We start from the raw sequence: 15,241 nt of genomic DNA, 5'->3' as shown, positions 1-15,241 counted from the left end.
CTGTTCCCTGTTCCCTGTTCCCTGTTCCCTGTTCCCTGTTCCCTGTTCCCTGTTCACTGTTCACGTAGTATTACCAGCATTAAAGTCCAACCTTGCTGACTGTGCGAAAATTGACTAATTTGCTGGTAATGTAGAAGGGGATTTTTCATTTTGAAAACTAGACGAACTGGAGAGGATCTGCTCACACCGTACTGCCCGAAACATACCAAAGCGGCACAGACCAACGCCAAAGGCCAAACGCATCAACAGCAGCGTAGGAACTTCTCGCAGCGATTTGATGAAACCGGGTATGCCAAAACTTACTAGACCTTTGGGACGAATGATCCCTTGCCAAATGGAATCGAGCCAAGATGGTAGGGTTTGGTGTGTCCAGTCGGCAGTAATCACTGCCCCTTCGGTCAAAGCTGTTGCTTGCAAAAGTTCGGCAAACCCTTCAATACTGGCGAATTCAGGATGTGCCCATTGATCTAGCAATTGCCGCATCACCCAGCTTTCCCACCAAACCAGAGGTTGCTTTCTGGCATCTCGCTGGTTCCAATCCGCGACGACAAGGATTCCCCCTGGCTTGAGTACCCGCAACAGTTCTTTAGCAAAAACCGCCTTATCCGGCATATGTGGTCCCGCCTCGATACACCACACTACATCAAAACTGGCATCTGGGAAAGACAGATTCATCGCATCATCTTGTTGAAACTGGGCTGAAATTTCTGGTGGGGTCAATTCCTGTGCCCGTTTCACCTGTTCCGGGCTGATAGTGATGCCTGTAACGCGAAAGCCATAGTCCCGCGCTAGGATACGACTACTGCCGCCAATGCCACAACCCACATCCAAAAGTGTAGTGCCAGCAGCCAGGCGATCCAACCCACCCCAACGCACCATCTCATGCACAAAGTCCACCTTAGCGGCACGGAAATCTTTGGGATGAGGGGGGGAACCGTAGTGACCAAGGTGAATATGCTCTCCCCAATAAAACTCAAGGATGCCGTCTTGAGTCCATTGATCGTAGGCATTGGCAACAGAATCACTCGATTGGTAGCGGCGGGCACTAAAGATATAGATTAACCCCAGCCCTAACGCCACCGTCAACAACAGCCAGATAATGTTCATCTAAAAACTCCCTTGACTGTGGAAACCGCATCTATTTATAACTGTAATGAAAAACAAAACGTTAAATTTATTTAGCGTGAACTTTAGCCAAACAAATCAGCGTATCCATTTTTTTGTGAAGAGTCACGCCAAAGAAAATTAGCGTAAGCGTTAAGCTAGCTGCGCCTCCGGCAATCGCTGCCTCTAAAGACGCAATTTATACCGTCAATTCACCGCCTACCGTCTCATAGAAAGTTGTAATCTGTGGCGTTTTGATATGTGGGCCTATGAGAATGTAAAGCCTAGTCTTTGTAGGAATGTTCATAAAAATACTGTTCTGTGCCTCGCAGATGTATAAAATTTACAACTTAGCTTCGGCGGGCGTTCTGACTCACAAGGCGGGCCTTGATTACAGCTGCGGGACAGCGCCGGATTCACACCGGACTTTCCCCGTTACCTCTAGTGGCTGTTCTCCCACTAGAACCGAGATTTATATGAATATTAACACAACTGTGGTTTGCTTGCATGAAAATCAATGGTCGATCTATACTGGCATTCGTCATTAATCGGGGCAAGTTTCATCCTTTATCAAAGCTTGCCCTGAGTTGCTACATGTCTGGTAGCTAAAAGTTGTGCAACCATCTGTGCACGCGACGAAACCTCAAGCTTACGGAACATTCGCTTTAAGGCTTGCTTGACAGAATTTTCAGTGATCCAAAGTTCAGTCCCAATTTCTGCGTTAGTTCGCCCCAAAGCAACCAACTCTGCAATTTGTAATTCACGAGGCGTTAAGCGATTGGTTCTAAAGGAGGGGGGAAGCGATTTTCCTGCAGAAACACTTTGTGAACGCACTGTCGCAGTCCAAACAGATAAGTGCAAGCAGATGGCACTCAAATCGACTAGATTTTGGGCATCAAAGGCAGGCATTGACTTTTCACGTGTGCAGCCTACTACACCCACTAATTGACCGCGATTTATGATTGGTCCTGCCATCACATGCCAATGATCCGGACGGGGACAGATTAATTTCCAAGCCTTGGGTGATGTCACTAATGCTTCGTGGACAGGAGCATGACGCTCCACCAAATAACGCGCCACAGGATTATGTTCGATTGAGAGTGCAATTTTCAATATTTTCTGAAGATTGCGATCTGTTAAGGGCAGTTGGTCGAAGAAAAAAATCCCACATCGTTTCGCTGCAAAATACTCACCAATTTTTGGCACGATTTGCAATCGCAGATCATGTTCGCTATGAGCTTGGTTGATGGCTTCAAACAGAAATCCCAAAGAACTAGTCATAAGTCAAGTGGTCTCAAGTGTACCCGATCGAGGTCTAGAAGCATCATCTGTACTCAGCCTATATTAGCTTTAATCTTAACAATCACTTGATATGACCATCAATTCGGAAATTGATCGCGATCGCGCTCCCATCCGTTCGATGCAAATCGGCTTTTATGCGACTTCAGTCGTCTTTAACCTCTGCTTGATTGCTCAATTATTAACGGTTGGAGTCGCTTACTTTGTTAATCCTACATGGTGGAATATTCATGTTTGGCTAGTCCGAGGATATAGTGGACTGTCATTACTATTACTCGGATGGTCGTTCATCACCCCATTCTCACCCCAAATACAACGTCTCACCGCAAGTCTACCAGTGCTGCTTGGACTACAATTTTGCAGCATTCATTTAAGAAGTCCTTTACACCTAGAGGTACTACATCCTTTAATTGGATTTGCGTTACTCTACGTTTCTTCAAGTCTTGTACATCGTGTATGGCGCAGTCTATCGCCCAACCATCAGCAAAATGAGCAAGTTTAAGAGGTAGAAATGACGCAAGATGCAATCTTCAGCCCCTTCTTCGCAACAGTGTTTCTGACACTCTTAGTCTGGGTCTATATGTATATCCGCCGGATCAGTTTCATCACAAGCCTAAAGACTCGCCAGCAAGACCTTGCTGTACCTGGCACACTGGCGCAGATCTCGCCACCAAACGTATCCAATCCATCAGATAACCTAAAAAACCTGTTCGAGATTCCGGTACTTTTCTATGCGCTCGTGCTATACCTGTTCATCACAAAGCAAGTGGATGCAGTGTATGTGAACGCCGCATGGGTCTTCGTTGTATTTCGCACGTTGCATAGCGCCGTGCATTGCACATTCAATCTGATCATGCTTCGGTTCTACCTCTACCTATTTGCCACACTCGCGGTGTGGTTCATCGCGATCCGCGCAGCCCTTATCCACTTCAGCGCGTAAGTATGCTGTCATGCCGACGCGGTATAACAAATCGCTGAACCGGAGACGTTTTTCATTCACATCAGGCGTAATACCGATTCTCTATAAACTTGCACTAAATAATTAAATCTCTCTTCTTGCTCTTTTCTTGGCGTTCTTGGCGTTCTTGGCGGTTCGTTTTAAAAATAAAGTGCATCTTCTTGGAGAATTGGTATAAGTCATATAATGTGGACTTGGAGCGAACAAGCGATCGCCACTTAGAGTTCTTTTGTTCTTTAAATACTCTGCAACTGCTTCGGACACGTTGTCTTCGGGTCTATATACGTGTGAACTCGGATTCTCAGCATGAAGCTTGTCGAGGTAGGCGTGTAAGGCTTCCTCATCACTGCGATGTTCTAAAACATAGGCTCGAAGTTCAATCGTAGTCAGAGCATAAAAGTTTTATTTTATACTCATGCAAACCTCTATTATCCACTAGGCTCAATCTCAATATTGATTTCCTCTTTTTTAAACTCCAAAACAAAAACCACCGCACAAACGCGGAGAACGCACAGAATAGTGTAGATAATGAGGGTTTATTGTTAAGTCCAATAATAAGCCTTTTGCAAAAGTCTTAAAGCACTCTGGGACCTTAGTCTGGGGCAACTTACTCAGTCCTCAAAGACAACAATTTATGTTTCATTTCGCCCACTTATTAAGTGGCGGAATCTTTGCCAGAATACCCTTTTTCAGTGGTTCAGGTCGTTCTGACCAAGGTAGTGATCCATCGGGTTTAGTATAATATTGACTGGCACATTGCACAATAGCTTCAGCGCTAGCATCAACAGGTAAATTGCCAAAGAGATAGGTTAATTTTTCTTCCGCAGCAAAGGCAATGACGCAAGAATGGCTACAAGCACTCATGCATTCAACTCCCTGAATTGGGAAATTATTTTGCAACTCCCAGTTTTGTGCAAGTTCCTGAAGCCGGTGTAGTAGTTGTTCACCACCACTTTCACCAACTCGCTTGCCGTCTTGCCAGGTACTAGCACAAGTCGTGCAAACAAATAAATTATGTTGTTTGTTGATCATTGATTTTGAAGTGTGTAGAAGGAAATCTAAACCGCAGATATCACACAGTGTTGCCAACGCCGAAATTCTGCCTTTAGACTTGTGTAAATTCACTATTATAAATATTCTCAATAGTAAATAAACAGGACAGATACTTACGCCTAGAAAAACTAGCACGAATGAGAGCTATACCTAGAGTCGTAATTTCGAGTCGTAATTTTTACCGTGAATTAATCGTATATCAGTGCGGATTGTAGCAAGCCACAATCTTGAGCGTATCTCTGCCACTATAAGAACGTGAAGTCGGCAGGTTGTATAAATTTGTAGAAACATTCATGGCATAATTCATCTGTACCTCGCAGACGTGCAGAACTGACAAGTTAACTTCGGCGGGCATCCTGGCTGAGAGACACTTATCTCCTTTACAGTTGCGGGACAGCGCCGGATTTACACCGGACTTTCCCCGTTACCTCTAATGGCTGACCCCCATTAGAACCGAGTAGTTAACAATATTTTACCATACTTCCATATATATATACCGGACATGATATTAATCAAGAAAAACTATGAAACAGAATCATGTGTCCTTGCCACCTGAGTGTACCCTTCGCAGTGCAACATCTGAGGATATCTGGTCTATTCGGTTATTAGTACTGGGGGCAAAACTTGACCCTACCCAAATACGATGGCAGCAATTTTGGGTAATAGAATGTAATGGGCAATTGGTGGCTTGCGGACAACTACGCAACTTCTCTGGTGCACAAGAACTCGGTAGTTTGGTTGTCTTACCAGCTTGGAGAGGTCGAGGTTTGGGGACTTTTCTAACACAGCATTTGATTCACCAGGCGACTCAACCACTTTATTTAGAGTGTTTGGGTGAGCGACTGGCGCAGTATTACACTCGCTTTGGCTTTGTGACCATTTCCTTTGAGGAGTTACCGCCATCTGTTAAACGCAAGTTTGGATTGTCTCAATTAGGAAAGAGGTTGATAAAGGTTCCTGTTGTCTTTATGAAGTATCAAGAATAACTTTTTTTGTTCATTTACCTCCATTTACGTACCTCTTCTAGCAGCTAAACTCCACCTTTAGACTCAAGTCACTGTTGTATGTAAGCGCTAACACTATAAGAGAGCTTTAGTGTGCGAAGAAAAGACTTGCAGTAGAGCGCTCATATTCAAACTAGATAGCACAGACAAGAGTAAGAAAAATGACAGATTCACAAAACCGTAACGAACAAATTAAGAAGCTGCGTGAACTGATCAAAGATATTGACATTGGAATGCTGACTACAGTTGATGAAGACGGGACTTTGCGCAGTCGTCCGATGTCAACTAACTCAGAGGTGGAATTTGATGGCGATCTTTGGTTCTTTACCTACGCCAGTTCCCATAAGGTGACAGAAATTGAGCAGCAAGAACAAGTCAACGTCAGTTTCTCTGATCCACATAAGCAAAACTACGTTTCAGTGTCGGGTTCGGCTCAATTGGTACGCGATCGCAATAAACTACAGCAGCTGTGGAAACCACAACTAAAAGCTTGGTTCCCCAAGGAACTAGATGAACCCGATATTGCTTTGCTTAAAGTTAGTGTACAAAAGGCTGAGTATTGGGATGCTCCTTCGAGTTTCGTAGCACACACAATTGGACTGGTGAAGGCGATCGCCACAGGTGACAAACCCAGTGTCGGCGAAAATGAAAAAGTTACTTTGAAATAATCAAAAAGTAAGATAATAGCAACAGAAAAACTCGGGTTCTTTCATAACCCGAGTTCTTGGTATTACCTAGACAATTTTATGGTGAACAACGTACCCCAACCAGGGCAAAAAGCCCCTGATTTCTCTACGACGGATCAAGATGATAACCAAGTCAGTCTGGGTGATTTCTCGCTTCAGTGGGTTGTTCTTTATTTCTACCCCAAAGATGACACTCCTGGTTGTACGACTGAAGCTAAAGATTTTACCGAGTTATATCAGGACTTCAGCTTCTTAGGAGCGAAAATTTTGGGTGTTAGTACAGATTCACAAAAATCTCATTGTAAATTTATCAACAAACATAATTTATCAATAACTTTGTTAACTGACCCAGAGCATCAGGTCGCTGAAGCTTACAAAGCATGGCGATTGAAAAAGTTTATGGGTAAGGAGTACATGGGTGTAGAGCGTTCAACTTTCCTGATCGCACCAGACCAAACAATCGCTTATACTTGGGCAAAAGTGAAAGCCAAAGGTCATGCAACTGCTGTGCTGAGTCAATTGCGAGAATTGATAGACCCCTAAATTTATGAGCAAAACTTGACAAGATGTTTACCTAATTCCTTTAGAATCTGTGCTTTTTGCACAAAAGTTTCAGGTGTTTGATTTTGTAGCCAAAATTGTTGAACGACACAAGCCACTGCGGGGGATTTTCCCTCATCTGTTGCGAGGAAGGTTTTGCTAAATCCCCCTTGACCAATTTGTTTTAGTAAACGGTAACGTTCTTTTATCAGCAAAGTTTATAACAGAATTTTAGTTACGGTTAAACTCGTTCACAGTATGTCGCCAATGATGTAGAAGCGAAAACAATTATCTATAGGAATCCGGTTTGGTTTATGTTCGCTTGCGTGGCGTATCTCCTACACGCCTACGCTGCGCTTTGCGCTTACGCTTGCGTGCGCAAGAGCGCATACGGCGCGCTAGCCGTGGCGTCAGCCATAGCCATACTTACTAGTTGAGGTAAGGAACGCTTAACAGAAACTGTATCTAGCTGAGCAAAAATCTGCGGAGGAATCCTATATCTTTACGCTTTGCAAAGACATCAGATGCGATACGCATGATTGCGTCTGCGCTCTGCGCGATCATGCGTTTCAGTGACTGACATCATTAATCGTCAAAAGACTTAACACAAAAAACGTCTTCCTCTATTAGACTTATTTTTTTATTCTAATATCCATTTCAATAGGAAGACGTTTGCATTATCTTACGACTTTAAACTATGTGTAGTTTCATATATTTGACAAAAATCCGGTGCGTTTACTAGCTTCTTTGAGTATTTATTTCATACGTTTTTTTGGTTCATGATTGTAAGGGATGCATCTATCATCTTTTTTCTGACTTTAGGAAAAGTTCTACATAAATAATAAACTCTAGGATGTTGAGGCACTAGCAGTTGTAGACTGCTAGTGCTTTTTAGTGATTATTTTTCTGGAATCGGTTGTTAGAATTGCGGTTTTCCCCTAACCATCATTTTCAAGCGGAATTCCTCAGATCTGTGTTTTTTTAGTCACAACCAATTGTTGAACTCCTCCAACTACAGCCAAAAGTTCTGCATTTGAAAGTTCCTCTTCCCATTCTTGAGATTCTCCAACAGGCTTAGTTAAATAAAATCATGGAGAGTAGCCGTTCTACAATACTTCCCTGTGGCTGTGATTAATTTCTTAAACTTGACCTAATAGTTTATAAAACTTCATAATTAAGTATTAAGTTTGTAATCGAGGTAGCAGCCCACAGTTATGCATTCCTAAAGAGAGGTAAGGAACGAAAAACTTCAGTTGAAAAATCGATTTTGTGTTTTGTACTATCAAAAATTGTAGAAGGGTGAGCATTGCCCACCCTTGTTTATTGTTGCTTTTTGTCTGGAGAAAGGTTTCTTGGCTTATCTATCTATATCTAGACGTTGAGCCAAGAGCCTTTTACCATGAATGACTGCCCCAATAGTTACGGTGTTTTCTTGAATTTGATAAATGATTCGATAAGTGTAAGCAAATAGTTCCCTGATGGTATCCTCGTTAAATTCTGGAACGATAGAACCTGAATAGGGACTGGCGCTCAACTTATCAGATGAGTCAAGTATCTTCCGAACTACTGTGGCAGAAAAAGACGCGGAGTCACGAAATATATATGCCGCGATCGCGTCTACATCTTCGAGGGCTTTGGGAGACCAAACTACTCGATAAGCCATTTTCTTAACAGCGCCTCGGCTTCTTCCTGAGAGATGAGAGTTTCTCGATGGTCAGTGACTACCAATCCCTGACGAACTTTTTCAAGTACGTACAGATGATATTGAACATCTTCCACAGAACAATCGTCTGGTAATTTGCTCAACAGAGATTGGACTTTTTCTTTTGTAGTAGTCATAGCATTTTTTTGAGAATATTTATATGAAGTAATTTTTAAGGGCAAGCAAACAGCTCGCCCTTATCTCTACCTTCTGTTAAAGGTTGTCGTAGTTAGCAATGGCTTGTTTCATCTTGTCTAAGACCTCAGATACAGCCACAGTTCCTAACTCTCCAGAGGTGCGGGTGCGAATACTTAGGGAGTTGGTTTCCACCTCCTTCGCTCCCACCACAGCCATTACGGGAATTTTTTCTTTCTCGGCATTGCGAATGAGTTTACCTAGGCGATCGCCACTGACATCAACTTCAGCGCGGATACCAAGGTCTCTCATTTGCGCCACCACGTATGCAGCATAATCCAGTTGTGCGTCACCCACTGGCAGCAATCTTGCTTGGACTGGGGCTAACCATAAGGGGAAATCTCCTGCATATTCTTCAATTAAAATACCGATGAGTCGTTCCAAGGAACCGAAAGGCGCACGGTGAATCATCACTGGACGTTTGCGAGAACCATCTTCAGCGACGTACTCCAAATCAAACCTTTCTGGCAGATTGTAATCGACCTGTACGGTTCCTAATTGCCATTCCCGATCAAGGGCATCACGGACAATAAAATCTAGTTTGGGACCATAGAACGCTGCTTCCCCAATACCTTCAAAGTGATCCATACCTAAGGTTTCGACTGCTCGACGGATCGCACTTTCTGCTTTGTTCCATGCTTCATCAGAACCAATGTACTTGTCACTGGTTGGATCGCGGAAACTAAGCCGTGCTTTAAAGTTCTCTAATCGCAGACTCTTAATCACTGACAGTATTAGATCTACCACGTTGAGGAATTCACTGTCTAGCTGCTCTGGGGTAACAAATATGTGGGCATCATCCTGAGTGAAACCCCGTACACGCGTTAAGCCGCCCAATTCCCCGGATTGTTCGTAGCGGTAAACAGTGCCAAATTCTGCCAAGCGGATCGGTAATTCTCGGTAGGACCGCAACTCGCTTTTATATATCTGGACGTGGAAGGGACAATTCATCGCTTTGAGGACGAAGCCTTGTTCATGCGCTGCGGCTTCTTCATCCTCTGCCATAAGGGGGAACAAATCTTCTTTATATTTCTGCCAGTGTCCGGAAACTTTAAATAAGTCCACTCTGGCAATGTGGGGAGTGACAACTGGTAAATATCCGCGTTTGAGTTGTTCTTGTTTGAGAAAGTCTTCCAAAAGACTCCTCAACAAAGTTCCTTTCGGTGTCCACAATGGCAACCCCGGTCCCACTAGGTCAGAAAATATAAATAATCCTAATTCCTTACCCAGTTTTCGGTGGTCTCTTCGCAGTGCTTCTTCCTTACGTCGCTTATACTCAGCGAGTTGTTCTGGTGTTTCCCAAGCAGTACCGTAGATGCGTTGCAACTGCGCTTTGGTTTCATCCCCACGCCAATATGCGCCAGCAACGCTTTCTAAATCAATCGCTTTCGGGTTGAGTTCGCCAGTATTTTCCATATGAGGTCCAGCGCACAAGTCCCACCACTTATCACCTAAGTGGTAAACTGTGATTGGTTCCTCTTTGATGTCTGATAGGATTTCTAGCTTATAAGGTTCCTTAATTTCTTTAATACGGCGTTCAGCTTCTTCGCGACTGACTTGTTCTCTTACGACTGGCAATTTCTGATTGATAATCTTCACCATTTCTTTATAAATGGCTTTTAAATCCTTGTCAGTAAATGGTTCCGGATTATCAAAGTCATAGTAAAAGCCATTTTCAATCCAAGGTCCAATTGTGACTTGCGCCTTGGGAAACAGTTTTTGTACTGCCATCGCCATCACATGAGAAGTGGTATGGCGAATCTTCTTTAAGATCTCTGATTCTGAAGTCCGTGGTAAATACACTTTTTCCGGTTTTTCTTCCTGACTAGATGAATTTGGCGATATTTGCTGCTGTACCATTGGCGAAGAGATTGTAAGAATGATGATTTATTTAGTTGAGGTTATGACAAATCATACCCAAATCTAAGCTAGGGCTATTTTACAGTTTCGTCAGACTTTTGATTTTCTGACAATTTCTCTCTTTAGCAAGATGAACCCGATTCATTTAAGGATATAATTATGTTCTGATGATTTACCCTCAGAAAATCTATTGTTGATCATCCATCATGTCATTTAGTATCTACTTATAAATCAAAAATAACCTTCATATAAAGAATACTCATAGCTAGTTACTATTGGTGATAAGACAATGAGTGCCTAGTAGCAAACCTGACAGTAAACTCACATATAGTGTTAGTGAGCACTCACATCCACCTCCAAGTGTCTGCTCGTCTATCTGTGTGCCACATATTTCGATGCATATGCCTTTTCCTTAAAAAGGACATTTGGAATTTTTCTTGACCTGGCTGATATCTTGCAATTGTCAAGCATCTAATTTCTACTACAGAAATAAAACCAAGTTCTGATTTCTAGCTAAGGGCAATTTCTATATACTTAAGAACATTTTGTTTGTGGGCAAAGCCAAGCATGTAAGTTTCCTCTTTCAAATCTAAATTTTACGCTATGTGAGAGTGAATTTTAACTTTAATTGTGAGATAGTATTATGTTAACTCAATCTAACCAACAAAGAAATAACTAATCCAGAACTCAGAATGAATTCAGGTTGACTGAATTTAAGGTTTGAAAGTTCTGGCTTGGGGTTTGAAGCCCCCTAATTTCTTAGTGCCGAAAAAACATCATTTCACGAAAGGTCTGATACAAGTACACCCCACCGTCTACGACACCCCCCTGTGTCCCCCCTTATCAAGGGGAGCCACTCTCGTGCGGGGGTTCCCCCCGCCCTTGAGAAGTGGCGTGGGATGAAAGGGGGGTAGGGAGTCACTGCGTGCCGACTGCGCTTTCCCGACAGTCGGTGCAAGTGCTGTGGCATTGGCGGAGGTTCTATGTTTCAACCAAAAAGTGAATTAATCTTTACAGCAACAGAAATTGCAAGACGTCAGCCCCAAAACATATACATAGATTTGTTAATTCACTTTTAGGGCACCTTTTATGAGAAAACTATGCAGGTTTTTTACAGAAGTTCTGTACACATTCAGTCATCATATTAGTATTTTATGTGAGATTTAAAGTCTTTTTTCATACTCAAGTATATGCGTATGACAATGTCTTTACCTCCAGTACAGACGGTTTTTTTGAGATCCCCGACTTGTATATGTAAGAAAGACGGCGAATCTCTCTGAGGATTCAAGTGTAACCAATATTACAATTAGGTTTACTTTTCAGACTTATGGCAGAGACGAAAAGAATGTTAAGAATATTAAATAGAGTTAATATTAGTAAGAAAGTTAGAAATATGCTTTTCATTTATGCGAGACTCGAATTTACCAGAACCTGAACTGCTGAAAACAGTTTTGCAACCACTGTTAGAAGATTTTCAGTACTGGTTTGCGCGATCGCGCGATTTTCTGGAAACGGAAGAGCTATCATTCATGAGTCAACATGAACAATCTGACTTATTAACGCGAGTCAAGAAAGCACAAGAGGAAGTGAACACAGCGAAGATGCTGTTTACAGCAACTGGCGGACAAGTTGGTATTGATATGGCAACATTGATGCCTTGGCATCAATTAGTCACACAATGTTGGAATGTGGCAATGCGATTCCGTTCGCAACAGGAGAATTGGCAACACAAAGACGGTGTATAGGTGAGATAGTAAAAAATTTTTAACATCATCTGAGATAGAAAATGATGCAGTTTATGGTAAAGGACTCCCCCTGAAGTTAAAAATATCCCTCTTAATCTAAAGAGACTGAGCGCACAAAAATTGCGTTAACCATTTAGCATCACCATCATTAACGGCATCACCAGGCATCAGCTAAGGAAAATTTTTTACAACATATAGTTTTAGAATTTGCGAACTCTGGAGGAAAGAACAATGTTACATCTGCTTTACATTCTTGCTTTTACCATCCTAGCTTTTATAGCTGTCGCTAACTTAATTCGTAACCTGATTATGTTTAGCTTTGATACACAGCGGATTTATCCACCAAGATCTGGAGGTTCAACAAACCAAGGCAGATATCCTTATAATTCGTCAACTCAGCAGTTTAGACCCCATCCAGAATTATTAGATGCGACTGGCAATTTAATTAAAGAACCACTTTTAGTCATGCGTTCGATCAACGTTGACGATGCGCGACAAAAATTGGATGAGCTTTATGAAGCTTCTCCAGGACACAGAAGTGATAATCAACAAGAAGAAGGATAAAAAAGTCCACGAGAACCGAGTCTTGTAGACACCCTCAGGATGTCTACAGGACATATAACTCAACACTGTTGTTTACGCTTCAATAACCACTCTGAGGTTACCGCGTTTGTTAGCAACGCGACAAGCAGTTGTGGTACCAGAACGCTCAAACTCCAAATCAAGTATGGTAGAACCAACCTTGAGATTATGCAGTGACAAGCGACTTATCGACTCTGGCAAAGTGGGGTCGATAATTCGTAAGCAGTTGTTAGGAGCGTCGGGTACCAAGTTTACGAGCATTTGCAGTAACTGGAAGATACTACCAGTAGCCCATGCTTGAGGTGTACAAGCTACAGGATATTGTACAGGCGCGTTATCACCATTGCGCTCGTAGCCACACAACAATTCTGGAGGACGATGATAAGGCTGTTGTTCAGTCATGTCGAATAAACCTTGAAAAAGTTCCAAGGCTTGATCGACTAAACCTAGAGAACGCAACCCCATTGCAATGAGTGCGTTATCGTGAGGCCAAACAGAACCAATGTGATAACCCATTGGATTGTAAGCTGGTGACAAGCTATTTAGCGTGCGAATACCCCACCCATTAAACATATCTGGTGCTCGCAGACGTTCAGCAACACTGTAAGCTTTTTCTGGTGTAAAAATGCCCAAATTCAAGCACTGACCGGGATTGGATGTAATACTATCTACGTGCTTACCTTCTCCATCCAAAGCCAAGGCACAAAAATCCTGGTCTTCCATCCAAAAGTCTCTATTGAAACGAAGCTTGAGGTTTCTTGCTTCTTCTGTCCACCGGTCTGATAAGTCAATCCGCTTTTTCAGTCTAGCAATTTCTGCTAAGCGTAATTTGACAGCATAGACATAAGCTTGGACTTCACAAAGGGCGATCGCTCCTGTAGCTAACTCTCCCTTACGATTCACAATAGAATCACCAGAGTCTTTCCACCCCTGATTGTCAAGACCCTGTTTGCATTTGCGGTAGTAGCTGAGGTAGCCAGTTTCTCTCATGTTACGGTCTATCCAATCCATTGCCAACAGAGCATTGGGCCAAAGTTGCTCTAAGGTTTCTAGATCATGAGTCCAAGCATAATGTTCTGCATACAGCATCAGCCATAAGGGAGTCGCATCGACTGTACCGTAGTAAGGAGTGTGAGGAATTTCCTGACAACGAGCCAACTCACCAAATCGCAACTCGTGCAACATCTTACCTGGTTCTTCTTCGCGCCAGTCATCATCTGTTTTGCCTTGATAGAACGCGAGAATTTGCAGAGTTTCTTTAGCAATTTGAGGGTTTAGCATTAGGGTTTGAAAAGCTGCGATCAGCGAATCCCGCCCAAACAGCGAAGAAAACCACGGTACTCCTGCCGAAACTGTCTTATGCTTGCCAAAGGACTGACGCAACAAGTACATATCTTGCTCAGCCCTTTCAATAATTCGATTGAAAGTTCCTTTATCTGAACGAATTTGTGTAATTTGTTGCACCCACTGTTGCTCTTCCATGATTTCACCAGCTTTCGCCTGCACTAGGGTGAAAGCGGCGCTAACAATGGAACTAGGTTTATTGTTTGTCAACAAATTCACCCGGTAGCCCAACTTTTGGGTTTCGTGAGAAGCCAACTCCAACCGCCAAACGGCTGTGTAACCTTTAAAATAATCTGGTTGTCGATGCTGGAATTGAACCCGAGATTCCATCACCAAGTTATCTAGCCCTTGATAAGCAAGACTCAAAGATTGCTCTTTTTGTGCAGGTGGCCCAGATTGAAAAGAAACACCATCAGCATTTGATGTTCCTCCTTCAGGTGTCGGTTCCACAAGGCGTAAAAGTCTACCCCGTTTATCTCGGTGATAGCCCCGGACTTCAAATAAATCCACAAAATCGGCATCAAAGCTAATACTAAGTTCAAAGGTAACGGAACTTGTGCTATAATTTGAAACTTCTAATTCTTCAAATAGTGCGCCATTGAGTACGAGTTCGCGACGAATCCCTACTGTGTCAGCTTTTAAACGGTCTTCAATTTTGGGATTGGTACATAAAACTGACAGAGAAAATCCTTTATCAGCAGTGCTGCTGAGTAGCACTGGTGAATGTTCGTCGATTTGCAACTCAAGGCGACTGAGAAAACGTGTGTCACAGCAGAACAATCCCATACTGGGATTGCCATCGTTAAGTGAACAGCCAGATATGTTGCCTAAAGTGTCTGTTACCAAAAATAAATCATCATCTTTAACCGTTAGCGTCGGTTGTGGTCTTTCGCTGATAATGCGAGGCCACTCTGGGATCGGGATTTGATCAGCAGGAACAAAAGTTTTTCCGTCTAGAGAAAGTTTCTCCGGTGTCATCAGGGTATCCGGTGTCATCAGCCAAAATTCCGTGTACAGGTCTAGTTTTTCATCGAAGCAACAGCGTCAACAGGAAAGAAAGACGCTGTTAGATCTAGATTTGAGCCATTGAGGAAAAATCATAATCACATACAGTCAGTAACAGAACATGTGTCAAGCCTTGAACATAAAATCTTTACAAATATTTACTT

General features: G+C 42.8%; 16 protein-coding genes and 2 riboswitches. Of the genes, 7 read left to right on the top strand and 9 right to left on the bottom strand.

Annotated elements, in window-relative coordinates:
* Window positions 1–114: 114 nt before the first annotated feature.
* Together DP116_RS18730 and DP116_RS18725 are read right to left on the bottom strand one after the other, a co-directional pair.
* Complete coding sequence (locus DP116_RS18730; protein ID WP_169156610.1) at window positions 115–1,107, bottom strand: methyltransferase domain-containing protein; 993 nt, start codon at window positions 1,105–1,107, stop codon at window positions 115–117.
* Window positions 1,108–1,445: 338 nt separating this feature from the next.
* Window positions 1,446–1,589: riboswitch (cobalamin riboswitch) on the bottom strand.
* A gap of 85 nt (window positions 1,590–1,674) precedes the next feature.
* Entirely contained in the window at window positions 1,675–2,385 is a 711-nt protein-coding gene (locus DP116_RS18725; protein ID WP_169156609.1) for a LuxR C-terminal-related transcriptional regulator, read from the bottom strand.
* 91 nt (window positions 2,386–2,476) lie between these two features.
* Between DP116_RS18725 and DP116_RS18720 the strand changes: the two genes are divergently transcribed.
* Together DP116_RS18720 and DP116_RS18715 are read left to right on the top strand one after the other, a co-directional pair.
* Window positions 2,477–2,905 (top strand): DUF6220 domain-containing protein, encoded by a 429-nt coding sequence (locus DP116_RS18720; RefSeq protein ID WP_169156608.1) that lies wholly within the window; start codon window positions 2,477–2,479, stop codon window positions 2,903–2,905.
* 9 nt (window positions 2,906–2,914) lie between these two features.
* Window positions 2,915–3,343 carry an MAPEG family protein gene (locus DP116_RS18715; RefSeq protein WP_169156607.1) on the top strand — a complete coding sequence of 143 codons (429 nt, stop codon included), beginning with the start codon at window positions 2,915–2,917 and terminating at the stop codon, window positions 3,341–3,343.
* Window positions 3,344–3,445: 102 nt separating this feature from the next.
* On the opposite strand, the gene DP116_RS30750 is transcribed toward DP116_RS18715, so the two are convergent.
* The gene (locus DP116_RS30750) at window positions 3,446–3,751 is read right to left on the bottom strand and encodes a DUF6887 family protein (RefSeq protein WP_422614235.1); all 306 of its coding nucleotides are present in this window, start codon (window positions 3,749–3,751) and stop codon (window positions 3,446–3,448) included.
* Window positions 3,752–4,000: 249 nt separating this feature from the next.
* Window positions 4,001–4,393 (bottom strand): DUF1636 domain-containing protein, encoded by a 393-nt coding sequence (locus tag DP116_RS18710; RefSeq protein WP_169156606.1) that lies wholly within the window; start codon window positions 4,391–4,393, stop codon window positions 4,001–4,003.
* A gap of 350 nt (window positions 4,394–4,743) precedes the next feature.
* Window positions 4,744–4,889, bottom strand: a riboswitch (cobalamin riboswitch).
* Window positions 4,890–4,938: 49 nt separating this feature from the next.
* Here DP116_RS18710 and DP116_RS18705 point away from each other — a divergent pair.
* The 3 genes from DP116_RS18705 to bcp all read left to right on the top strand — a co-directional run bounded on the left by DP116_RS18705 (window position 4,939) and on the right by bcp (window position 6,647).
* On the top strand, window positions 4,939–5,400 hold the full coding sequence (locus tag DP116_RS18705) for a GNAT family N-acetyltransferase (protein ID WP_169156605.1): 462 nt from the start codon (window positions 4,939–4,941) through the stop codon (window positions 5,398–5,400).
* A gap of 179 nt (window positions 5,401–5,579) precedes the next feature.
* Window positions 5,580–6,086 (top strand): pyridoxamine 5'-phosphate oxidase family protein, encoded by a 507-nt coding sequence (locus DP116_RS18700; RefSeq protein ID WP_169156604.1) that lies wholly within the window; start codon window positions 5,580–5,582, stop codon window positions 6,084–6,086.
* Window positions 6,087–6,164: 78 nt separating this feature from the next.
* Window positions 6,165–6,647 carry a thioredoxin-dependent thiol peroxidase gene (bcp, locus tag DP116_RS18695; protein WP_211173376.1) on the top strand — a complete coding sequence of 161 codons (483 nt, stop codon included), beginning with the start codon at window positions 6,165–6,167 and terminating at the stop codon, window positions 6,645–6,647.
* A gap of 2 nt (window positions 6,648–6,649) precedes the next feature.
* On the opposite strand, the gene DP116_RS18690 is transcribed toward bcp, so the two are convergent.
* The 4 genes from DP116_RS18690 to thrS all read right to left on the bottom strand — a co-directional run bounded on the left by DP116_RS18690 (window position 6,650) and on the right by thrS (window position 10,401).
* Window positions 6,650–6,859, bottom strand: coding sequence for a hypothetical protein (locus DP116_RS18690; RefSeq protein ID WP_169156603.1), 210 nt, complete (start codon window positions 6,857–6,859; stop codon window positions 6,650–6,652).
* Window positions 6,860–8,001: 1,142 nt separating this feature from the next.
* Window positions 8,002–8,307 (bottom strand): type II toxin-antitoxin system RelE/ParE family toxin, encoded by a 306-nt coding sequence (locus tag DP116_RS18685; protein ID WP_169156602.1) that lies wholly within the window; start codon window positions 8,305–8,307, stop codon window positions 8,002–8,004.
* The gene (locus DP116_RS18680) at window positions 8,292–8,483 is read right to left on the bottom strand and encodes a hypothetical protein (RefSeq protein ID WP_169156601.1); all 192 of its coding nucleotides are present in this window, start codon (window positions 8,481–8,483) and stop codon (window positions 8,292–8,294) included. The genes DP116_RS18685 and DP116_RS18680 overlap by 16 nt, the downstream gene beginning before the upstream one ends.
* Window positions 8,484–8,559: 76 nt before the next feature.
* Window positions 8,560–10,401, bottom strand: coding sequence for a threonine--tRNA ligase (thrS, locus tag DP116_RS18675; protein ID WP_169156600.1), 1,842 nt, complete (start codon window positions 10,399–10,401; stop codon window positions 8,560–8,562).
* A 1,406-nt stretch (window positions 10,402–11,807) separates the two neighbouring features.
* Between thrS and DP116_RS18670 the strand changes: the two genes are divergently transcribed.
* Together DP116_RS18670 and DP116_RS18665 are read left to right on the top strand one after the other, a co-directional pair.
* Complete coding sequence (locus DP116_RS18670; protein WP_169156599.1) at window positions 11,808–12,146, top strand: DUF2605 domain-containing protein; 339 nt, start codon at window positions 11,808–11,810, stop codon at window positions 12,144–12,146.
* Window positions 12,147–12,377: 231 nt separating this feature from the next.
* Window positions 12,378–12,710, top strand: a complete 333-nt coding sequence (locus DP116_RS18665; protein ID WP_169156598.1) for a DUF2973 domain-containing protein — start codon at window positions 12,378–12,380, stop codon at window positions 12,708–12,710.
* Window positions 12,711–12,782: 72 nt separating this feature from the next.
* Here DP116_RS18665 and DP116_RS18660 read toward each other — a convergent pair whose 3' ends face one another.
* Window positions 12,783–15,068 carry an amylo-alpha-1,6-glucosidase gene (locus tag DP116_RS18660; protein ID WP_169156597.1) on the bottom strand — a complete coding sequence of 762 codons (2,286 nt, stop codon included), beginning with the start codon at window positions 15,066–15,068 and terminating at the stop codon, window positions 12,783–12,785.
* Window positions 15,069–15,241: the final 173 nt, after the last annotated feature.

It is taken from the genome of Brasilonema bromeliae SPC951 (assembly GCF_012912135.1).
Taxonomy (GTDB): domain Bacteria; phylum Cyanobacteriota; class Cyanobacteriia; order Cyanobacteriales; family Nostocaceae; genus Brasilonema; species Brasilonema bromeliae.
This window is presented reverse-complemented; position numbering and strand designations above follow the sequence as displayed.

Coding starts and splice junctions, on each gene's coding strand:
- DP116_RS18730 (WP_169156610.1), bottom strand. CDS start 1,107: ATGAACATTATCTGGCTGTTGTTGACGGTGGCGTTAGGGCTGGGGTTA.
- DP116_RS18725 (WP_169156609.1), bottom strand. CDS start 2,385: ATGACTAGTTCTTTGGGATTTCTGTTTGAAGCCATCAACCAAGCTCAT.
- DP116_RS18720 (WP_169156608.1), top strand. CDS start 2,477: ATGACCATCAATTCGGAAATTGATCGCGATCGCGCTCCCATCCGTTCG.
- DP116_RS18715 (WP_169156607.1), top strand. CDS start 2,915: ATGACGCAAGATGCAATCTTCAGCCCCTTCTTCGCAACAGTGTTTCTG.
- DP116_RS18710 (WP_169156606.1), bottom strand. CDS start 4,393: ATGATCAACAAACAACATAATTTATTTGTTTGCACGACTTGTGCTAGT.
- DP116_RS18705 (WP_169156605.1), top strand. CDS start 4,939: ATGAAACAGAATCATGTGTCCTTGCCACCTGAGTGTACCCTTCGCAGT.
- DP116_RS18700 (WP_169156604.1), top strand. CDS start 5,580: ATGACAGATTCACAAAACCGTAACGAACAAATTAAGAAGCTGCGTGAA.
- bcp (WP_211173376.1), top strand. CDS start 6,165: ATGGTGAACAACGTACCCCAACCAGGGCAAAAAGCCCCTGATTTCTCT.
- DP116_RS18685 (WP_169156602.1), bottom strand. CDS start 8,307: ATGGCTTATCGAGTAGTTTGGTCTCCCAAAGCCCTCGAAGATGTAGAC.
- DP116_RS18680 (WP_169156601.1), bottom strand. CDS start 8,483: ATGACTACTACAAAAGAAAAAGTCCAATCTCTGTTGAGCAAATTACCA.
- thrS (WP_169156600.1), bottom strand. CDS start 10,401: ATGGTACAGCAGCAAATATCGCCAAATTCATCTAGTCAGGAAGAAAAA.
- DP116_RS18670 (WP_169156599.1), top strand. CDS start 11,808: ATGCGAGACTCGAATTTACCAGAACCTGAACTGCTGAAAACAGTTTTG.
- DP116_RS18665 (WP_169156598.1), top strand. CDS start 12,378: ATGTTACATCTGCTTTACATTCTTGCTTTTACCATCCTAGCTTTTATA.
- DP116_RS18660 (WP_169156597.1), bottom strand. CDS start 15,068: ATGACACCGGATACCCTGATGACACCGGAGAAACTTTCTCTAGACGGA.